Source organism: Vibrio sp. 1151_11 (assembly GCF_029478525.1).
Lineage (GTDB): Bacteria > Pseudomonadota > Gammaproteobacteria > Enterobacterales > Vibrionaceae > Vibrio > Vibrio anguillarum.
Window position 1 is genome coordinate 95,483 of sequence record NZ_SHMN01000014.1, and the last position, 14,572, is coordinate 110,054.

A 14,572-nucleotide genomic window follows, 5' to 3' on the forward strand; every position below is an offset into this window, starting at 1 on the left:
TTTATTACTTTCAATGTTTGATACTTTCAGCGACCTCAGTATAATCCGGAGGTTAAAGTCAGTGCTTTTACCTCTATTGTGAACCAAATAGGGCATGCGATTGCGATTTAGAAACAGGAACATCAGGCTTTGTTAATGAATGTGTTCGATGAAAGCCGAGCTGTGTCCCGTTCGCCACTCATAAAAGATCACGCCGCTGGCGCTATTTTTTTATTTGTGGTGTTGTTGCTGATAAGTTCACTCATTTATTCAACACTCAGTTGGATGTGGGACGAACAGAGGCTACCGCTTTCAAAAATTGTTCTACAAGGTGACTTGCAATACGTATCTTCGCTAGATGTGCAGCGCGCTTTTGCTCAGTTGGATCATATCGGTACTTTCATGTCGCAAGATATTAACGTACTTCAATCGAGTGTACAGGTCATCCCGTGGGTGGCCCATGCATCGATTCGTAAACAATGGCCTGACACAATAAAAGTGTTTCTGACAGAGTATAGAGCGGTAGCGATTTGGAATGGCAACGCTTTGTTAGACGGATATGGCACGGTATTTAATGGTGATATTGGTCAATTGAACGGCGATAGAGTGAAACTTTATGGCCCGCAAGGAACCAGTCACGAAGTACTGGATGTTTGGAATAAAACGAACCCTAAGTTTCAATCATTAAACTTAAATATATCGTCACTGTTACTCAACGATCGTCGAGCGTGGCAAATAATTTTAGATAATGGCATCCGCTTAGAGTTAGGTAAAGAATCACTAGATGAGCGAGTTGCACGTTTTATTTCGCTGTATAAGAATTTAGGTAATAAAGCTGAACAAGTTAGCTATATCGATCTTAGATATGATACAGGAGCCGCAGTAGGTTGGTTCCCTGAACAAGAAGCACAAGAGAGTAAAAATGACTAAGACCGCTGATGACAACATTATTGTTGGTCTTGATATAGGCACAGCCACCGTGTCAGCTTTAGTCGGTGAAATACTGCCTGACGGTCAAATTAATATTATTGGCGCTGGTACGAGCCCATCCCGTGGGATGGATAAAGGGGGAGTTAACGATCTTGAATCGGTCGTTAAGTCTGTCCAAAGAGCGGTTGACCAAGCAGAATTAATGGCGGAATGCCAAATTAGTAATGTGTTTCTCTCTCTATCTGGGCGACATATTGCGAGCCGTATTGAAAAAGGCATGGGAACTATTTCGGATGAAGAAGTTTCTCAAGAGGATATGGATCGAGCGATTCATACCGCCAAATCAATAAAAATTGGGGAAGAGCAAAGAATATTGCACGTCATTCCTCAAGAATTTACGATTGATTACCAAGAGGGAATTAAAAACCCGCTTGGTTTATCAGGTGTGCGCATGGAAGTGAGCGTGCATCTTATTTCTTGTCATAATGATATGGCGAGAAATATTATCAAAGCGGTAGAACGCTGTGGTTTAAAAGTTGAACAACTGGTTTACTCTGGTTTAGCGGCAAGTAATGCAGTTATTACGGAAGATGAGCGAGAGTTAGGTGTGTGCGTGATTGATATAGGCGCAGGCACTATGGATGTTGCTATCTGGACCGGTGGTGCGTTACGACATACTGAAGTGTTTTCTTATGCAGGAAACGCAGTAACCAGTGATATTGCTTTTGCGTTTGGCACACCAGTCAGTGATGCTGAAGAGATTAAAGTAAAATATGGCTGTGCGCTGAGTGAATTGGTAAGCAAGGATGATACCGTTAACGTCCCAAGTGTAGGAGGAAGACCTTCGCGAAGTTTGCAAAGACAAACCTTGTCGGAAGTGATTGAACCTCGCTACACTGAATTAATGGGATTAGTTAACCAAACTATAGATACTGTCCAAGACAAATTGCGCAAAAATGGCATTAAACACCATTTAGCGGCTGGTGTTGTTTTAACTGGCGGCGCTGCGCAAATTGAAGGTTTGGTTGAGTGTGCGGAACGCGTTTTCCGCAATCAAGTTCGCGTAGGCAAGCCTTTAGAGGTGAGTGGCCTTACAGATTACGTAAAAGAGCCGTATCATTCTACGGCGGTTGGTTTACTTCATTATGCGAAAGAGAGCCAAATTAATGACGACACGGAATACAGCGAACCGAAACGCCAATCCATGTCGAGCTTAATTGGTCGTTTGCGTAACTGGATACAAAAAGAGTTTTAACCTGAGTTGCAGGGAAAACGGAGATAACACATGTTTGAACCGATGATGGAAATGTCTGACGATGCTGTAATTAAAGTCGTTGGAGTTGGTGGTGGTGGCGGTAACGCTGTTGAACACATGGTGCGTGAGTCCATCGAAGGCGTGGAATTCATCAGTGTCAATACCGATGCGCAAGCACTTCGTAAAACAAGCGTAAGTAGCGTCATTCAAATTGGTGGTGATATCACTAAAGGTTTGGGTGCTGGTGCAAACCCGCAAGTTGGACGTGATGCAGCTCTAGAAGACAGAGAAAGAATTAAAGAAGTTCTGATGGGTGCCGATATGGTGTTTATCGCAGCTGGTATGGGCGGTGGTACAGGTACTGGTGCAGCTCCTGTTATTGCAGAAGTTGCCAAAGAACTGGGTATCTTAACCGTAGCGGTTGTCACGAAACCTTTCAGTTTTGAAGGAAAAAAACGTTTGGCATTTGCTGAGCAAGGTATTGAAGAGTTGTCAAAACACGTTGACTCTTTGATTACCATTCCTAATGAAAAACTACTGAAAGTGTTAGGTCGTGGTATTACCTTACTCGAAGCATTTGCGAGTGCGAATGATGTACTTAAAAATGCAGTGCAAGGTATTGCAGAGCTAATTACACGCCCAGGCATGATTAACGTGGACTTTGCTGACGTACGTACTGTGATGTCAGAAATGGGCCACGCGATGATGGGTAGTGGAGTGGCTCGCGGCGAAGATCGTGCTGAAGAAGCGGCAGAGATGGCAATTTCTAGCCCTCTTTTGGAAGATATTGATCTTGCAGGCGCTCGTGGCGTGTTGGTCAATATTACTGCTGGTTTGGATATGCGACTAGACGAATTTGAAACCGTCGGTAATACTGTTAAGGCGTTTGCGTCTGACAATGCGACAGTTGTCATCGGTACTTCGTTAGATCCTGATATGGCAGACGAAATTCGCGTGACTGTCGTTGCAACGGGTATTGGCAATGAGAAAAAGCCAGACATTACTTTAGTTGCAGGCGGTAAAGCCAAAGTCGCACCAGCAGTTCAACCACAAATGGTTCAGCAAGCAGCGAAAATCGAAGAAAAAACGGCACAGCCTTTGCAAGAAAGAGCAGAAGTGAAACCGCAATCAGCATCGTCGTCAACTGTTTCATCTTCTTCCGGTGCAAGCCAAAATACGGCACCGAAAGCAGATAAGGAAAATGGATATCTTGATATCCCAGCATTTTTACGTCGTCAGGCTGATTAACAATTAGACATAATTTGACACTGTTCAAAATTATGGTAGCATTCGCGGTCGGTGCTTTACCGACCGTGTTTTGTCGCACTGACATAGAGGCAAGTAGATGATCAGACAACGAACTCTGAAAGAAATAGTGAAAACAACTGGGGTAGGCTTACACTCTGGTCGTAAAGTCACATTAACGCTTCGCCCTGCTGCTGCAAACACTGGGATCATTTACCGCCGTACTGATGTCAATCCTCCAGTAGACTTCCCTGCGGACCCTGAATCTGTTCGCGATACCATGCTATGTACTGCTTTGGTCAACGATGAAGGTATCCGTATCTCTACTGTTGAGCACTTAAATGCAGCATTAGCGGGCATGGGAATCGACAACGTTATCATCGAAGTTGACGCACCTGAAATTCCTATTATGGATGGTAGTGCTAGCCCATTTGTTTACTTGCTACAACAAGCGGGCATTCAAACGCTGAATACACCAAAACGTTTTATTCGAATTAAGAAACCAGTTCGATTTGAAGATGGTGATAAGTGGGCGGAACTTGTACCTCATAACGGTTTTCGTATGGATTTTGAGATTGACTTTCAACATCCCGCTATCGATTCTGATGAACAACGCATGGTGTTTGATTTTTCCTCGCAAGGTTTCGTCAAAGAAATTTCAAGAGCTCGTACTTTTGGTTTCATGCGTGACATTGAGTACCTACAATCGCAAAACCTCTGTTTAGGTGGTAGCTTTGATTGCGCCATCGTATTAGATGAATACCGTATTCTCAATGAAGAAGGTTTGCGTTTTGCCAATGAGTTTGTCACTCATAAAGTATTGGATGCCATTGGTGACTTGTACATGTGTGGTCATTCCATTGTGGGTGAGTTCCGTGCTTATAAATCAGGCCATGGTTTAAATAACCAGCTACTGCGTGCGGTCTTAGCCGACCAAGAGGCGTGGGAATGGGCTACTTTTGAAGAAGAAGTTGGCTCTCCAGTGGCGTTTGCTGAACCAAATATGGTTCTCGCTTAATAGCAATTTTTAAATAAAAAGGCCAGACAACTGTCTGGCCTTTTTATTTGTACTAATTCATTGATGACGCTTATTTGGGCCTAGCCAATTTCGCTAAATTTTCCAAACGTTTTTTGACTTTAGGGGAAGCGCTACTCGCCACCATCAGTAATGCCTGGGCCGTATTTTCAGATAGTGGTGGGCGAGCGACCGTTTCTTTTTCTTCTTTCATACCACGATTACGATAGAGCGCTGGGTTTATCTTGAGCTCAATGCTGATCAATTTGGCAAATCCTTGGTTGCGTAACTGATTCAAAATGTGTAATCGGTCATAATCAAGCTTCATTTTTATTGATGCACTGGCCACTTCAACGATTAAGTGCCCACCGCGCACATTAGCGGCTCGGACATGATCGGCCGTTCCTTTAGGAAGCAACTTATTGAGCACTTTATTTAAAGCGAGGATCTCGGTGGCATGTTGCTGTATTTTTTTCAGAGATGAATCGCTGATCAGCTCTTTCGTTAACGTGGGACGGTGATCGCGCATGGTGTCTCCCTCTTAAGTTGCCATTCAATTCTATTGTGGTGCCTATGATGCGTATAGTAATAAATCTATTTTATTGCTTAAACAGTGCTCAAAAAGCGTAAAAATATTAAGTGTGCTTCAAACAAATAGTTTTGCTATTGGTTGTTGCCGCAAAAATTCCTTACACTATGCGTTACATAATTATTTAATACCTTGAAAATAAACCTCACCGTCACAATATCTGTGATACATGATTTATCTCAGTATCCTTAGTTCAAAACTGGTAGAGACTGACGGCATTAAGAGTAGATCGAAAACGATCTAATAAAGAGAGATTCCTGACACATGATAACTAAGCTACTGACAAAGGTTATTGGCAGTCGCAATGACAGAACGCTGCGCCGCCTTAAAAAAATTGTCAAAGAGATCAACAGCTACGAGCCTACTTTTGAAGCACTAACTGATGAAGAATTAAAAGCCAAAACGGTTGAGTTTCGTCAACGTTTAGAGCAAGGTGAAACCTTAGACCAATTACTTCCTGAAGCATTTGCCACCGTGCGTGAAGCGTCCAAGCGCGTATATGGTATGCGTCACTTCGACGTACAGTTGATCGGCGGTATGGTTCTCAACGCGGGTCAAATCGCAGAAATGCGCACTGGTGAAGGTAAAACGTTAACCGCGACTTTACCTGCGTATCTCAATGCCTTGCCTGGCAAAGGCGTGCACATTGTTACTGTCAACGATTATCTTGCTAAACGTGACGCAGAAACAAACCGCCCACTGTTTGAGTTTTTAGGCATGACGGTCGGTATTAACGTACCCAATATGCCACCACAAGAGAAAAAACTTTCTTATCAAGCCGATATTCTTTACGGGACCAATAACGAGTTTGGTTTCGATTACTTACGTGACAACATGGCTTTCCGCAAAGAAGACCGTGTACAGCGTGAACGTTTCTTTGCTGTAGTCGATGAAGTGGACTCGATTCTTATTGATGAAGCGCGAACGCCGTTGATCATCTCGGGTCCTGCAGAAGATAGTTCTGAGTTGTACATCCGCATTAATACCCTCATTCCACTTCTGCAAAAGCAAGATAAAGAAGATTCTGAAGAGTATCGTGGTGATGGTCACTACACGGTTGACGAAAAATCAAAACAAGTTCATTTGACTGAAACGGGTCAAGAATTTGTTGAAGAGTTAATGGTGAAAAATGGTTTGATGGAAGAGGGCGATACTCTTTATTCACCCACGAACATTAGCTTACTTCACCACGTCAATGCCGCATTGCGTGCGCATGTGTTATTTGAGAAAAACGTTGATTACATCGTGACAGAAGAGGACGAAGTGGTCATCGTTGATGAGCACACTGGCCGCACCATGCCAGGTCGTCGTTGGTCTGAAGGTTTACACCAAGCTGTCGAGGCGAAAGAAGGTGTTAAAATCCAAAACGAGAACCAGACTCTTGCGTCGATCACCTTCCAAAACTATTTCCGTTTATACGAAAAACTTTCTGGTATGACGGGCACTGCCGATACCGAAGCGTTCGAATTCCAATCGATTTACGGTTTGGAAACCGTGGTGATCCCAACCAATAAACCTATGGTTCGTGATGATATGCCTGATGTGGTGTATCGCACTGAAGCTGAAAAATTTGCGGCGATCATTGAAGACATCAAAGCGCGTGTTGCAAAAGGTCAACCAACCCTCGTCGGTACGGTTTCGATTGAGAAATCTGAACTACTTTCTAATGCGTTGAAGCAAGCTAAAGTGAAACATAACGTGCTTAACGCGAAATTCCATGAAAAAGAAGCAGAAATTGTAGCGCAAGCGGGTATTCCGGGCGCGGTGACGATTGCGACTAACATGGCTGGTCGTGGTACTGATATTGTATTGGGCGGCAGCTGGCAGGCACAAATTGAGCAGCTAGAGAATCCAACACAAGAGCAGATCGATGAGATCAAAGCGAAGTGGAAAGAGGTTCATAACCAAGTGTTAGCCGCTGGTGGTCTGCACATCATTGGTACTGAACGCCACGAATCTCGTCGTATCGATAACCAGTTACGTGGTCGTTCTGGTCGTCAAGGGGATGCGGGTTCTTCACGTTTCTATCTATCGATGGAAGATTCACTGCTGCGTATCTTCACCTCAGATCGTATGGCAAGCCTTATCCAAAGTGGTATGGATGAAGGTGAAGCGATCGAAAGTAAGATGCTTTCTCGCTCGATTGAAAAAGCGCAACGTAAAGTCGAAGGACGTAACTTTGATATTCGTAAACAGCTTCTTGAATACGATGATGTTGCTAACGATCAACGTAAAGTAGTTTATGAGCTGCGTGATGAGCTCATGGAAGCAGACGATATCAGCGAAATGATTGAGCAGAATCGTCAAGATGTTCTGACTTCCGTTATTGACGAATACATTCCGCCACAATCACTTGAGGATATGTGGGATGTTAAAGGATTGGAAGATCGTTTGAAAAACGATTTTGATTTAGAGCTGCCATTACAGCAATGGCTAGATGCTGATGATAAATTGTACGAAGAAGCGCTGCGTGAACGTATTCTTGAACAAGCGGTTAGTGTGTACCGTGAAAAAGAGAAAGCGGTTGGGGCTTCTGTTCTGCGTAATTTTGAAAAATCGGTCATGCTACAAACTCTGGATACCTTGTGGAAAGAGCATCTAGCGGCGATGGATCATTTGCGCCAAGGCATCCACTTACGTGGTTACGCGCAGAAAAACCCAAAACAAGAGTACAAGCGTGAGTCGTTTGAGCTGTTTGAAGAACTACTGAATTCTTTAAAAACCGATGTGATTACTATCTTGTCGAAGGTGCGCGTACAGCAGCAAGAAGAAGTTGAACGTATGGAAGCACAGCGTCAAGCGCAGGCGGAAGAAGCCGCGCGTCGCCAACAGTTCCAGCACCAAAGTGCCGATAGTTCGGTTGCAGATGAAGCTTCTGAAGATCAAGGACACCAGCCTATGGTTCGTGAAGAGCGTAAAGTCGGTCGTAATGAGCCTTGCCCTTGTGGTAGCGGTAAAAAGTACAAACAGTGCCACGGACAGATCAACTGATCCCTTGAATGATCACCCCAAGAGTCGCTTAGGCGACTCTTTTTTTAACTCAATATTTCTCATCTTTATTTTCTAGGTTGGGAAGTCGCCGAATCGGAGTCTTTATGAAACGTGTTCATATTGTTGCGGCTATTATCTTCAATAGCGATAAATCAGAAATTTACATTACCAAACGACCAGATCATCTTCACAAAGGCGGTTTTTGGGAGTTCCCTGGCGGCAAAGTTGAAGCGGGAGAAACGATTGAACAAGCCATTTTCCGCGAGCTAGATGAAGAGATTGGTATTCATATTACTGAGCAATCTCCTTACCAATACCTTGAGTTTGACTATTCAGACAAGTCCTTAACTTTTGATTTTATTTGCGTGACACAATTTGATCATCAGCCGTATGGTAAAGAAGGGCAGCAAGGAGAATGGGTAGCGGTTTCTGAGTTGGCAAACTATTCATTTCCTGAAGCCAATGCGCCCATCGTCGAGCGCGTAATGAAAGAGTTTGCCTAAGTCGCTAGCCACCACAAGCAAATGTTGATAGTTTACAGAAACACCTTGAACGAAGAGAAACGATGCAAGCTTAAGCTGATGTCGTCACAATGGAGAATAACGCAATGGTGAGAATTGCGATTGCAGGAGCGGCGGGTCGAATGGGCCGCAATTTGGTGAAAGCCACTTATCAAAATAACCATGCTCGAGTGGGTGCGGGCTCAGAGCGTCCTGAGTCCTCGTTGGTTGGGGTTGATATCGGTGAGTTATGCGGTGAAGGGCGATTTGATATCGCGTTGGTGGATAACCTAGAGAATGCCGTAGATAACTTCGATGTCATCATTGATTTTACAGCTCCTGTGAGCACCTTAGCCAATATTGAGTTATGTAAAAAACACGGTAAGAAGCTAGTGATTGGCACAACGGGCTTTTCTGAAGCAGAAAGAGCACAAATCAATGCTGCCGCACAACAGATTGCGATTGTCATGGCTCCTAACTACAGCGTTGGGGTTAACCTTGTTTTCAAATTGCTTGAAAAAGCGGCTAAAGTGATGGGTGATTACTGTGATATTGAGATAATTGAAGCCCACCATCGTCATAAAGTGGATGCTCCGTCAGGAACCGCAATTGGCATGGGAGAGGCGATTGCTAATGCTATGGGCAACCAACTGAGTGACGTTGCCGTCTATGCGCGAGAAGGTATTACCGGTGAACGTACTAAAAATGAGATTGGTTTTGCTACGATTCGTGCTGGCGATATCGTGGGTGAGCATACCGCGATGTTCGCTGATATCGGTGAACGTGTAGAAATCACCCATAAAGCGACGGATCGTATGACTTTTGCCAATGGTGCAGTGAGAGCGGCGGTTTGGCTTGCTGATAAACCTGCGGGTTTTTATAGCATGACTGACGTGTTAGGTTTGAACGATCTTTGATTACATAATTATGCGTCAGTGTTTGCTGGCGCATCTTTGTTACACCTCTTTTTACCGATTTAATTATCTCTCTTTATTTTCACTTTACTGACTTACTTTTGTTGTATTTTTAGTTGGTATTGCTTTCTTTTTGTTTTAGATCTCTGAAATTGCACTTATTCTCTGCTTGATTAACGTTTGCGTGATTTTGTTTATCGTTGATTGTTTAAAATGCATCAAAGAGTTTCAGTTTGCTGATTCTAATTCCTCCATTCTCATTTTTTTACTCATCAAACCTATTTTTTTGCTGTCTTAGGTTCGCTTTTTATCTCTAACGCTTTAAATGTTGCCTTAATTTATTATGAAATGTTGACAGTAATCATGGTGGTCATTAGAATACCGCCAATTTGTCTAAATCACCCTATGGCGCGACTTTATGGCCTTAAGGAAGACAGGTTTGCAGTTTAATTTATATTTTTTGCATTTTTATTCTGGAGGTTGTCTTGAGTAAGTCAGCACTGTTAGTCCTAGAAGATGGGACGGTGTTCCACGGTGTATCCATTGGCGCTGATGGAATATCCGTTGGTGAAGTCGTCTTTAATACCTCGATGACGGGGTACCAAGAAATCCTCACTGATCCTTCCTATTCTCAACAAATCGTTACTCTTACTTACCCCCACATAGGCAATACCGGAACCAATTCCGAAGACGAAGAATCCTCTTCTATCCATGCACAAGGCCTTGTGATTCGCGATCTCCCTCTTATCGCTTCTAACTTCCGTAATGAACTTTCCCTTTCTGACTACCTTAAATCACAAAATATTGTGGGCATTGCCGATATCGACACGCGCAAGCTAACGCGCATTTTGCGTGAAAAAGGAGCTCAGAATGGCTGCATTATGGCAGGTGACCATTTAGATGAAGCATTGGCGCTGGTAAAAGCCAAAGAGTTCCCCGGTTTAAAAGGAATGGATCTTGCGAAAGAAGTTACAACAAAAGAAGCGTACCAATGGAAACAAGGTTCGTGGACGCTCGAAGGTGGACTTCCTGAAGCGAAAGATGACAGCGAGTTGCCCTATCACGTTGTTGCCTACGATTTCGGTGCAAAGCGCAATATCCTCCGTATGTTGGTTGACCGAGGATGCCGCCTAACTGTGGTACCAGCACAAACCTCGGCTGAAGAAGTTCTAGCGCTGAAACCTGATGGTGTCTTTTTATCAAATGGCCCTGGCGACCCAGAACCATGTACTTATGCGATTGAAGCAACCAAAGTGTTCTTAGAGAAAGGACTGCCTATTTTTGGTATCTGTTTAGGACATCAAATTTTGGCATTGGCGTCTGGTGCAAAAACAGTAAAAATGAAATTTGGCCACCATGGCGCGAACCATCCAGTGAAAGATTTGGATCGTAATGTGGTGATGATTACGGCACAAAACCACGGTTTTGCTGCTGATGAAGCAACGCTGCCTATCACGCTTCGTGCAACGCACAAATCGCTATTTGATGGTTCACTACAAGGAATTCACCGCACCGATAAGCCAGCCTTTAGCTTTCAGGGACACCCTGAAGCGAGTCCTGGCCCGCACGATGCCGCCCCTTTGTTTGACCATTTTATTGAACTAATTAAAAAGCACACAGCGTAATTCGGAGTAGTAGACAATGCCAAAACGTACTGACATTAAAAGTATTCTAATTCTAGGTGCTGGCCCGATTGTAATCGGTCAGGCTTGTGAGTTTGACTACTCTGGCGCTCAAGCATGTAAAGCCCTGCGTGAAGAAGGTTACCGAGTGATTTTGGTTAACTCGAACCCTGCCACTATCATGACTGACCCAGAGATGGCCGATGCGACTTATATTGAGCCTATCCATTGGGAAGTAGTGCGTAAAATCATCGAAAAAGAGCGCCCAGACGCGGTATTACCGACCATGGGTGGCCAAACTGCATTGAACTGTGCACTTGAACTGGAAAAGCATGGTGTTCTGGCTGAGTTTGGCGTTGAGATGATTGGCGCAACGGCTGATGCGATTGATAAAGCGGAAGATCGTTCTCGCTTTGATAAAGCGATGAAGTCAATCGGCTTAGCTTGTCCTCGCGCTGATACGGCAAAAACTATGGAAGAAGCTTACCGCGTTCAAGAGATGGTGGGTTTCCCTTGCATTATTCGCCCTTCATTTACTATGGGTGGAACCGGCGGCGGTATCGCTTACAACAAAGAAGAGTTTGAAGAGATTTGCCGCCGTGGCCTTGATCTTTCGCCAACCAACGAGTTGTTGATTGATGAATCACTCATCGGTTGGAAAGAGTACGAAATGGAAGTGGTTCGCGATAAAGCGGACAACTGCATCATAGTCTGTGCGATTGAAAACTTTGACCCAATGGGTATTCACACGGGGGACTCGATCACGGTAGCTCCTGCGCAAACGCTAACTGACAAAGAATATCAGATCATGCGTAACGCATCGCTAGCCGTACTGCGTGAAATCGGTGTGGAAACGGGGGGGTCGAACGTACAGTTTGGTATCAACCCGAAAGATGGCCGCATGGTGATCATCGAGATGAACCCACGTGTTTCTCGCTCTTCGGCTCTTGCATCTAAAGCGACGGGCTTCCCTATTGCCAAAGTTGCAGCCAAATTGGCGGTAGGTTTCACACTTGACGAGTTAATGAACGACATTACTGGTGGTGCAACCCCAGCGTCGTTTGAACCAACTATTGATTATGTTGTGACGAAAATCCCTCGCTTTAACTTCGAAAAATTTGCCGGTGCTAACGATCGCTTAACCACGCAAATGAAGTCGGTGGGCGAAGTGATGGCGATTGGTCGTAACCAACAAGAATCGCTGCAAAAAGCACTGCGTGGGCTTGAAATTGGCGTAAACGGCCTAGACGAAATGGTTGATTTAGACGCACCAGATGCACTGACTAAAATTCGCCATGAGCTGAAAGAAGCGGGTGCTGAGCGTATTTGGTATATCGCAGATGCTTTCCGTGCTGGTTTGTCTGTGGATGGGGTCTTTAACCTGACTAACGTTGATCGCTGGTTCTTGGTACAAATCGAAGAACTGGTCAAAATGGAACAAGAAGTCAAAGCGGGCGGTTTTGCTGGCTTAAATGCGGATGTTCTACGCAAGATGAAGCGCAAAGGTTTTGCGGATGCGCGTCTCTCTTCACTGCTTGGCGTGGCTGAAAGTGAAATTCGCCGCATGCGTGACCAATATAATATTCATCCGGTTTACAAGCGTGTCGATACTTGCGCGGCGGAGTTTTCGTCTGATACGGCTTACATGTACTCCTCTTATGATGATGAATGTGAAGCACAACCGACCGATAGAGACAAAATCATGGTGCTCGGCGGTGGTCCAAACCGTATTGGTCAAGGTATCGAGTTTGATTACTGTTGTGTTCACGCCTCACTCGCGCTACGCGAAGATGGTTATGAAACCATCATGGTTAACTGTAACCCAGAAACGGTTTCAACAGACTATGACACCTCCGATCGCCTCTATTTTGAACCAGTGACACTCGAAGATGTATTGGCGATTGTTCGTGTTGAAAAACCTAAAGGCGTCATCGTGCAATACGGTGGTCAAACACCGCTGAAATTGGCTCGTGCCCTTGAAGCCGCTGGAGTGCCTATCATTGGTACTAGCCCAGATGCGATTGACCGCGCCGAAGATCGTGAGCGTTTCCAGCAAGCGGTTGAGCGTTTAGGTCTGCTGCAGCCAGAAAACGCAACAGTGACCACGATGGAACAGGCGATTGAAAAATCGAAAGACATCGGCTTCCCGCTGGTGGTACGTCCGTCTTATGTTCTTGGTGGCCGTGCGATGGAAATCGTCTATGACGAACAAGATCTGCGTCGTTACTTTAACGAAGCGGTCAGTGTGTCGAACGAATCCCCAGTACTGCTTGATCGTTTCCTTGATGATGCAATTGAAGTTGATATCGATGCGATTTGTGATGGTGAGCGTGTCGTCATTGGCGGCATCATGGAGCACATTGAACAAGCGGGTGTTCACTCTGGTGACTCAGCTTGCTCTCTACCGGCTTACACGTTAAGCCAAGAAATCCAAGATGTGATGCGTGAACAAGTTGAGAAGCTGGCGTTTGAATTGGGCGTTCGTGGCTTAATGAACACGCAGTTTGCGGTTAAAGATAATCAAGTTTACCTGATTGAAGTGAACCCTCGTGCCGCTCGTACTGTACCGTTTGTGTCAAAAGCAACGGGCGCACCGCTTGCTAAAATTGCCGCGCGCGTGATGGCAGGGCAGTCTCTAGAGTCACAAGGCTTTACTAAAGAGATCATCCCGCCTTACTACTCAGTGAAAGAAGTGGTTCTGCCATTTAATAAATTCCCTGGTGTTGACCCACTGCTTGGCCCTGAAATGCGTTCAACGGGTGAAGTGATGGGTGTGGGTGCAACGTTTGCTGAAGCTTATGCAAAAGCGGAATTAGGTTGCGGTAATGTTTATCCTGAAGGCGGCCGAGCTCTGCTCTCTGTACGTGAAGGTGATAAACAGCGTGTGGTTGATTTAGCGTCGAAACTGGTGAAATTAGGTTATCAGCTTGATGCTACCCACGGTACAGCTGTAATTTTAGGTGAAGCCGGTATTAACCCACGTTTGGTGAATAAAGTGCATGAAGGTCGCCCTCATATTCTTGACCGTATTAAGAATAATGAATACACCTACATCATTAATACAGCCGAGGGGCGTCAAGCGATTGAAGATTCTAAAGTTCTTCGTCGTGGAGCATTAGCACAAAAAGTCAACTACACCACAACACTGAATGCTGCCTTTGCAACCTGTATGTCTCATACGGCCGATGCGAAGTCATCAGTTACGTCAGTGCAAGAGTTACACGCGCAAGTGAAAGCACACTTAGCATAAGCGTTAAAAAATAATAAATCAGTAGGTCTAAGACCTACATGACAACCTCATTGCCCGCTGAATTAAGCGGGCTTTTTTTATTCGGCCGAATTGAATCGTTTTACCAATGAAGAAGAGATTTGGCCTAGAGGATTAATGCCGTTCACTTAAGAGTTAACGGCATTTTTGTTCTTAGCATACCGTTGTGGTCTAGGCTTAACTGTTCTAGGGAATGTTCTTTCCCTTCGCCCTTCAAGTATTAAGCTTTCAGCCATGTTGTGAAAACCCTTTAACTGACGAGGT

The 14,572-nt window shown here is 44.7% G+C and carries 10 protein-coding genes and 1 pseudogene; 9 read left to right on the forward strand and 2 right to left on the reverse strand.

The window, feature by feature from the left end; genetic code table 11:
- Positions 1-135 precede the first annotated feature (135 nt).
- From EXZ60_RS11775 to lpxC, 4 genes are all read left to right on the forward strand, one after another.
- Complete coding sequence (locus EXZ60_RS11775) at positions 136-909, forward strand: cell division protein FtsQ/DivIB (protein WP_088718004.1); 774 nt, start codon at positions 136-138, stop codon at positions 907-909.
- Positions 902-2,164: a cell division protein FtsA gene (gene ftsA, locus EXZ60_RS11780; RefSeq protein ID WP_010317995.1), complete on the forward strand. Its 1,263-nt coding sequence runs from the start codon at positions 902-904 to the stop codon at positions 2,162-2,164. The genes EXZ60_RS11775 and ftsA overlap by 8 nt, the downstream gene beginning before the upstream one ends.
- Before the next feature lie 30 nt (positions 2,165-2,194).
- Entirely contained in the window at positions 2,195-3,412 is a 1,218-nt protein-coding gene (gene ftsZ, locus EXZ60_RS11785; protein ID WP_017042647.1) for a cell division protein FtsZ, read from the forward strand.
- Between the two features lie 97 nt (positions 3,413-3,509).
- Positions 3,510-4,427 carry a UDP-3-O-acyl-N-acetylglucosamine deacetylase gene (gene lpxC / locus EXZ60_RS11790; protein WP_010317993.1) on the forward strand — a complete coding sequence of 306 codons (918 nt, stop codon included), beginning with the start codon at positions 3,510-3,512 and terminating at the stop codon, positions 4,425-4,427.
- Between the two features lie 70 nt (positions 4,428-4,497).
- On the opposite strand, the gene EXZ60_RS11795 is transcribed toward lpxC, so the two are convergent.
- A complete protein-coding gene (locus tag EXZ60_RS11795; protein ID WP_017046518.1) occupies positions 4,498-4,953 on the reverse strand; it encodes a DciA family protein in 456 nt (151 codons plus the stop codon).
- 324 nt (positions 4,954-5,277) lie between these two features.
- Between EXZ60_RS11795 and secA the strand changes: the two genes are divergently transcribed.
- The 5 genes from secA (at position 5,278) to carB (ending at position 14,290) form a co-directional block, all read left to right on the forward strand.
- Complete coding sequence (secA, locus tag EXZ60_RS11800) at positions 5,278-8,004, forward strand: preprotein translocase subunit SecA (protein ID WP_277435735.1); 2,727 nt, start codon at positions 5,278-5,280, stop codon at positions 8,002-8,004.
- A gap of 104 nt (positions 8,005-8,108) precedes the next feature.
- Positions 8,109-8,507 (forward strand): 8-oxo-dGTP diphosphatase MutT, encoded by a 399-nt coding sequence (gene mutT / locus EXZ60_RS11805; RefSeq protein WP_026027953.1) that lies wholly within the window; start codon positions 8,109-8,111, stop codon positions 8,505-8,507.
- A gap of 104 nt (positions 8,508-8,611) precedes the next feature.
- Complete coding sequence (gene dapB / locus EXZ60_RS11810; RefSeq protein ID WP_026027267.1) at positions 8,612-9,421, forward strand: 4-hydroxy-tetrahydrodipicolinate reductase; 810 nt, start codon at positions 8,612-8,614, stop codon at positions 9,419-9,421.
- A gap of 482 nt (positions 9,422-9,903) precedes the next feature.
- Positions 9,904-11,043, forward strand: coding sequence for a glutamine-hydrolyzing carbamoyl-phosphate synthase small subunit (carA, locus tag EXZ60_RS11815; protein WP_017047461.1), 1,140 nt, complete (start codon positions 9,904-9,906; stop codon positions 11,041-11,043).
- A 16-nt stretch (positions 11,044-11,059) separates the two neighbouring features.
- Positions 11,060-14,290: a carbamoyl-phosphate synthase large subunit gene (gene carB / locus EXZ60_RS11820; RefSeq protein WP_010317985.1), complete on the forward strand. Its 3,231-nt coding sequence runs from the start codon at positions 11,060-11,062 to the stop codon at positions 14,288-14,290.
- A gap of 146 nt (positions 14,291-14,436) precedes the next feature.
- On the opposite strand, the pseudogene EXZ60_RS11825 reads toward carB, so the two are convergent.
- Positions 14,437-14,572: pseudogene (locus tag EXZ60_RS11825) on the reverse strand (IS4 family transposase); the annotation flags it as partial.

Excerpts from the sequence above, each read along its gene's own strand:
- EXZ60_RS11795 (WP_017046518.1), bottom strand. The coding sequence starts at position 4,953 with ATGCGCGATCACCGTCCCACGTTAACGAAAGAGCTGATCAGCGATTCA.
- mutT (WP_026027953.1), top strand. The coding sequence starts at position 8,109 with ATGAAACGTGTTCATATTGTTGCGGCTATTATCTTCAATAGCGATAAA.
- EXZ60_RS11775 (WP_088718004.1), top strand. The coding sequence starts at position 136 with ATGAATGTGTTCGATGAAAGCCGAGCTGTGTCCCGTTCGCCACTCATA.
- secA (WP_277435735.1), top strand. The coding sequence starts at position 5,278 with ATGATAACTAAGCTACTGACAAAGGTTATTGGCAGTCGCAATGACAGA.
- dapB (WP_026027267.1), top strand. The coding sequence starts at position 8,612 with ATGGTGAGAATTGCGATTGCAGGAGCGGCGGGTCGAATGGGCCGCAAT.
- lpxC (WP_010317993.1), top strand. The coding sequence starts at position 3,510 with ATGATCAGACAACGAACTCTGAAAGAAATAGTGAAAACAACTGGGGTA.
- ftsA (WP_010317995.1), top strand. The coding sequence starts at position 902 with ATGACTAAGACCGCTGATGACAACATTATTGTTGGTCTTGATATAGGC.
- ftsZ (WP_017042647.1), top strand. The coding sequence starts at position 2,195 with ATGTTTGAACCGATGATGGAAATGTCTGACGATGCTGTAATTAAAGTC.
- carB (WP_010317985.1), top strand. The coding sequence starts at position 11,060 with ATGCCAAAACGTACTGACATTAAAAGTATTCTAATTCTAGGTGCTGGC.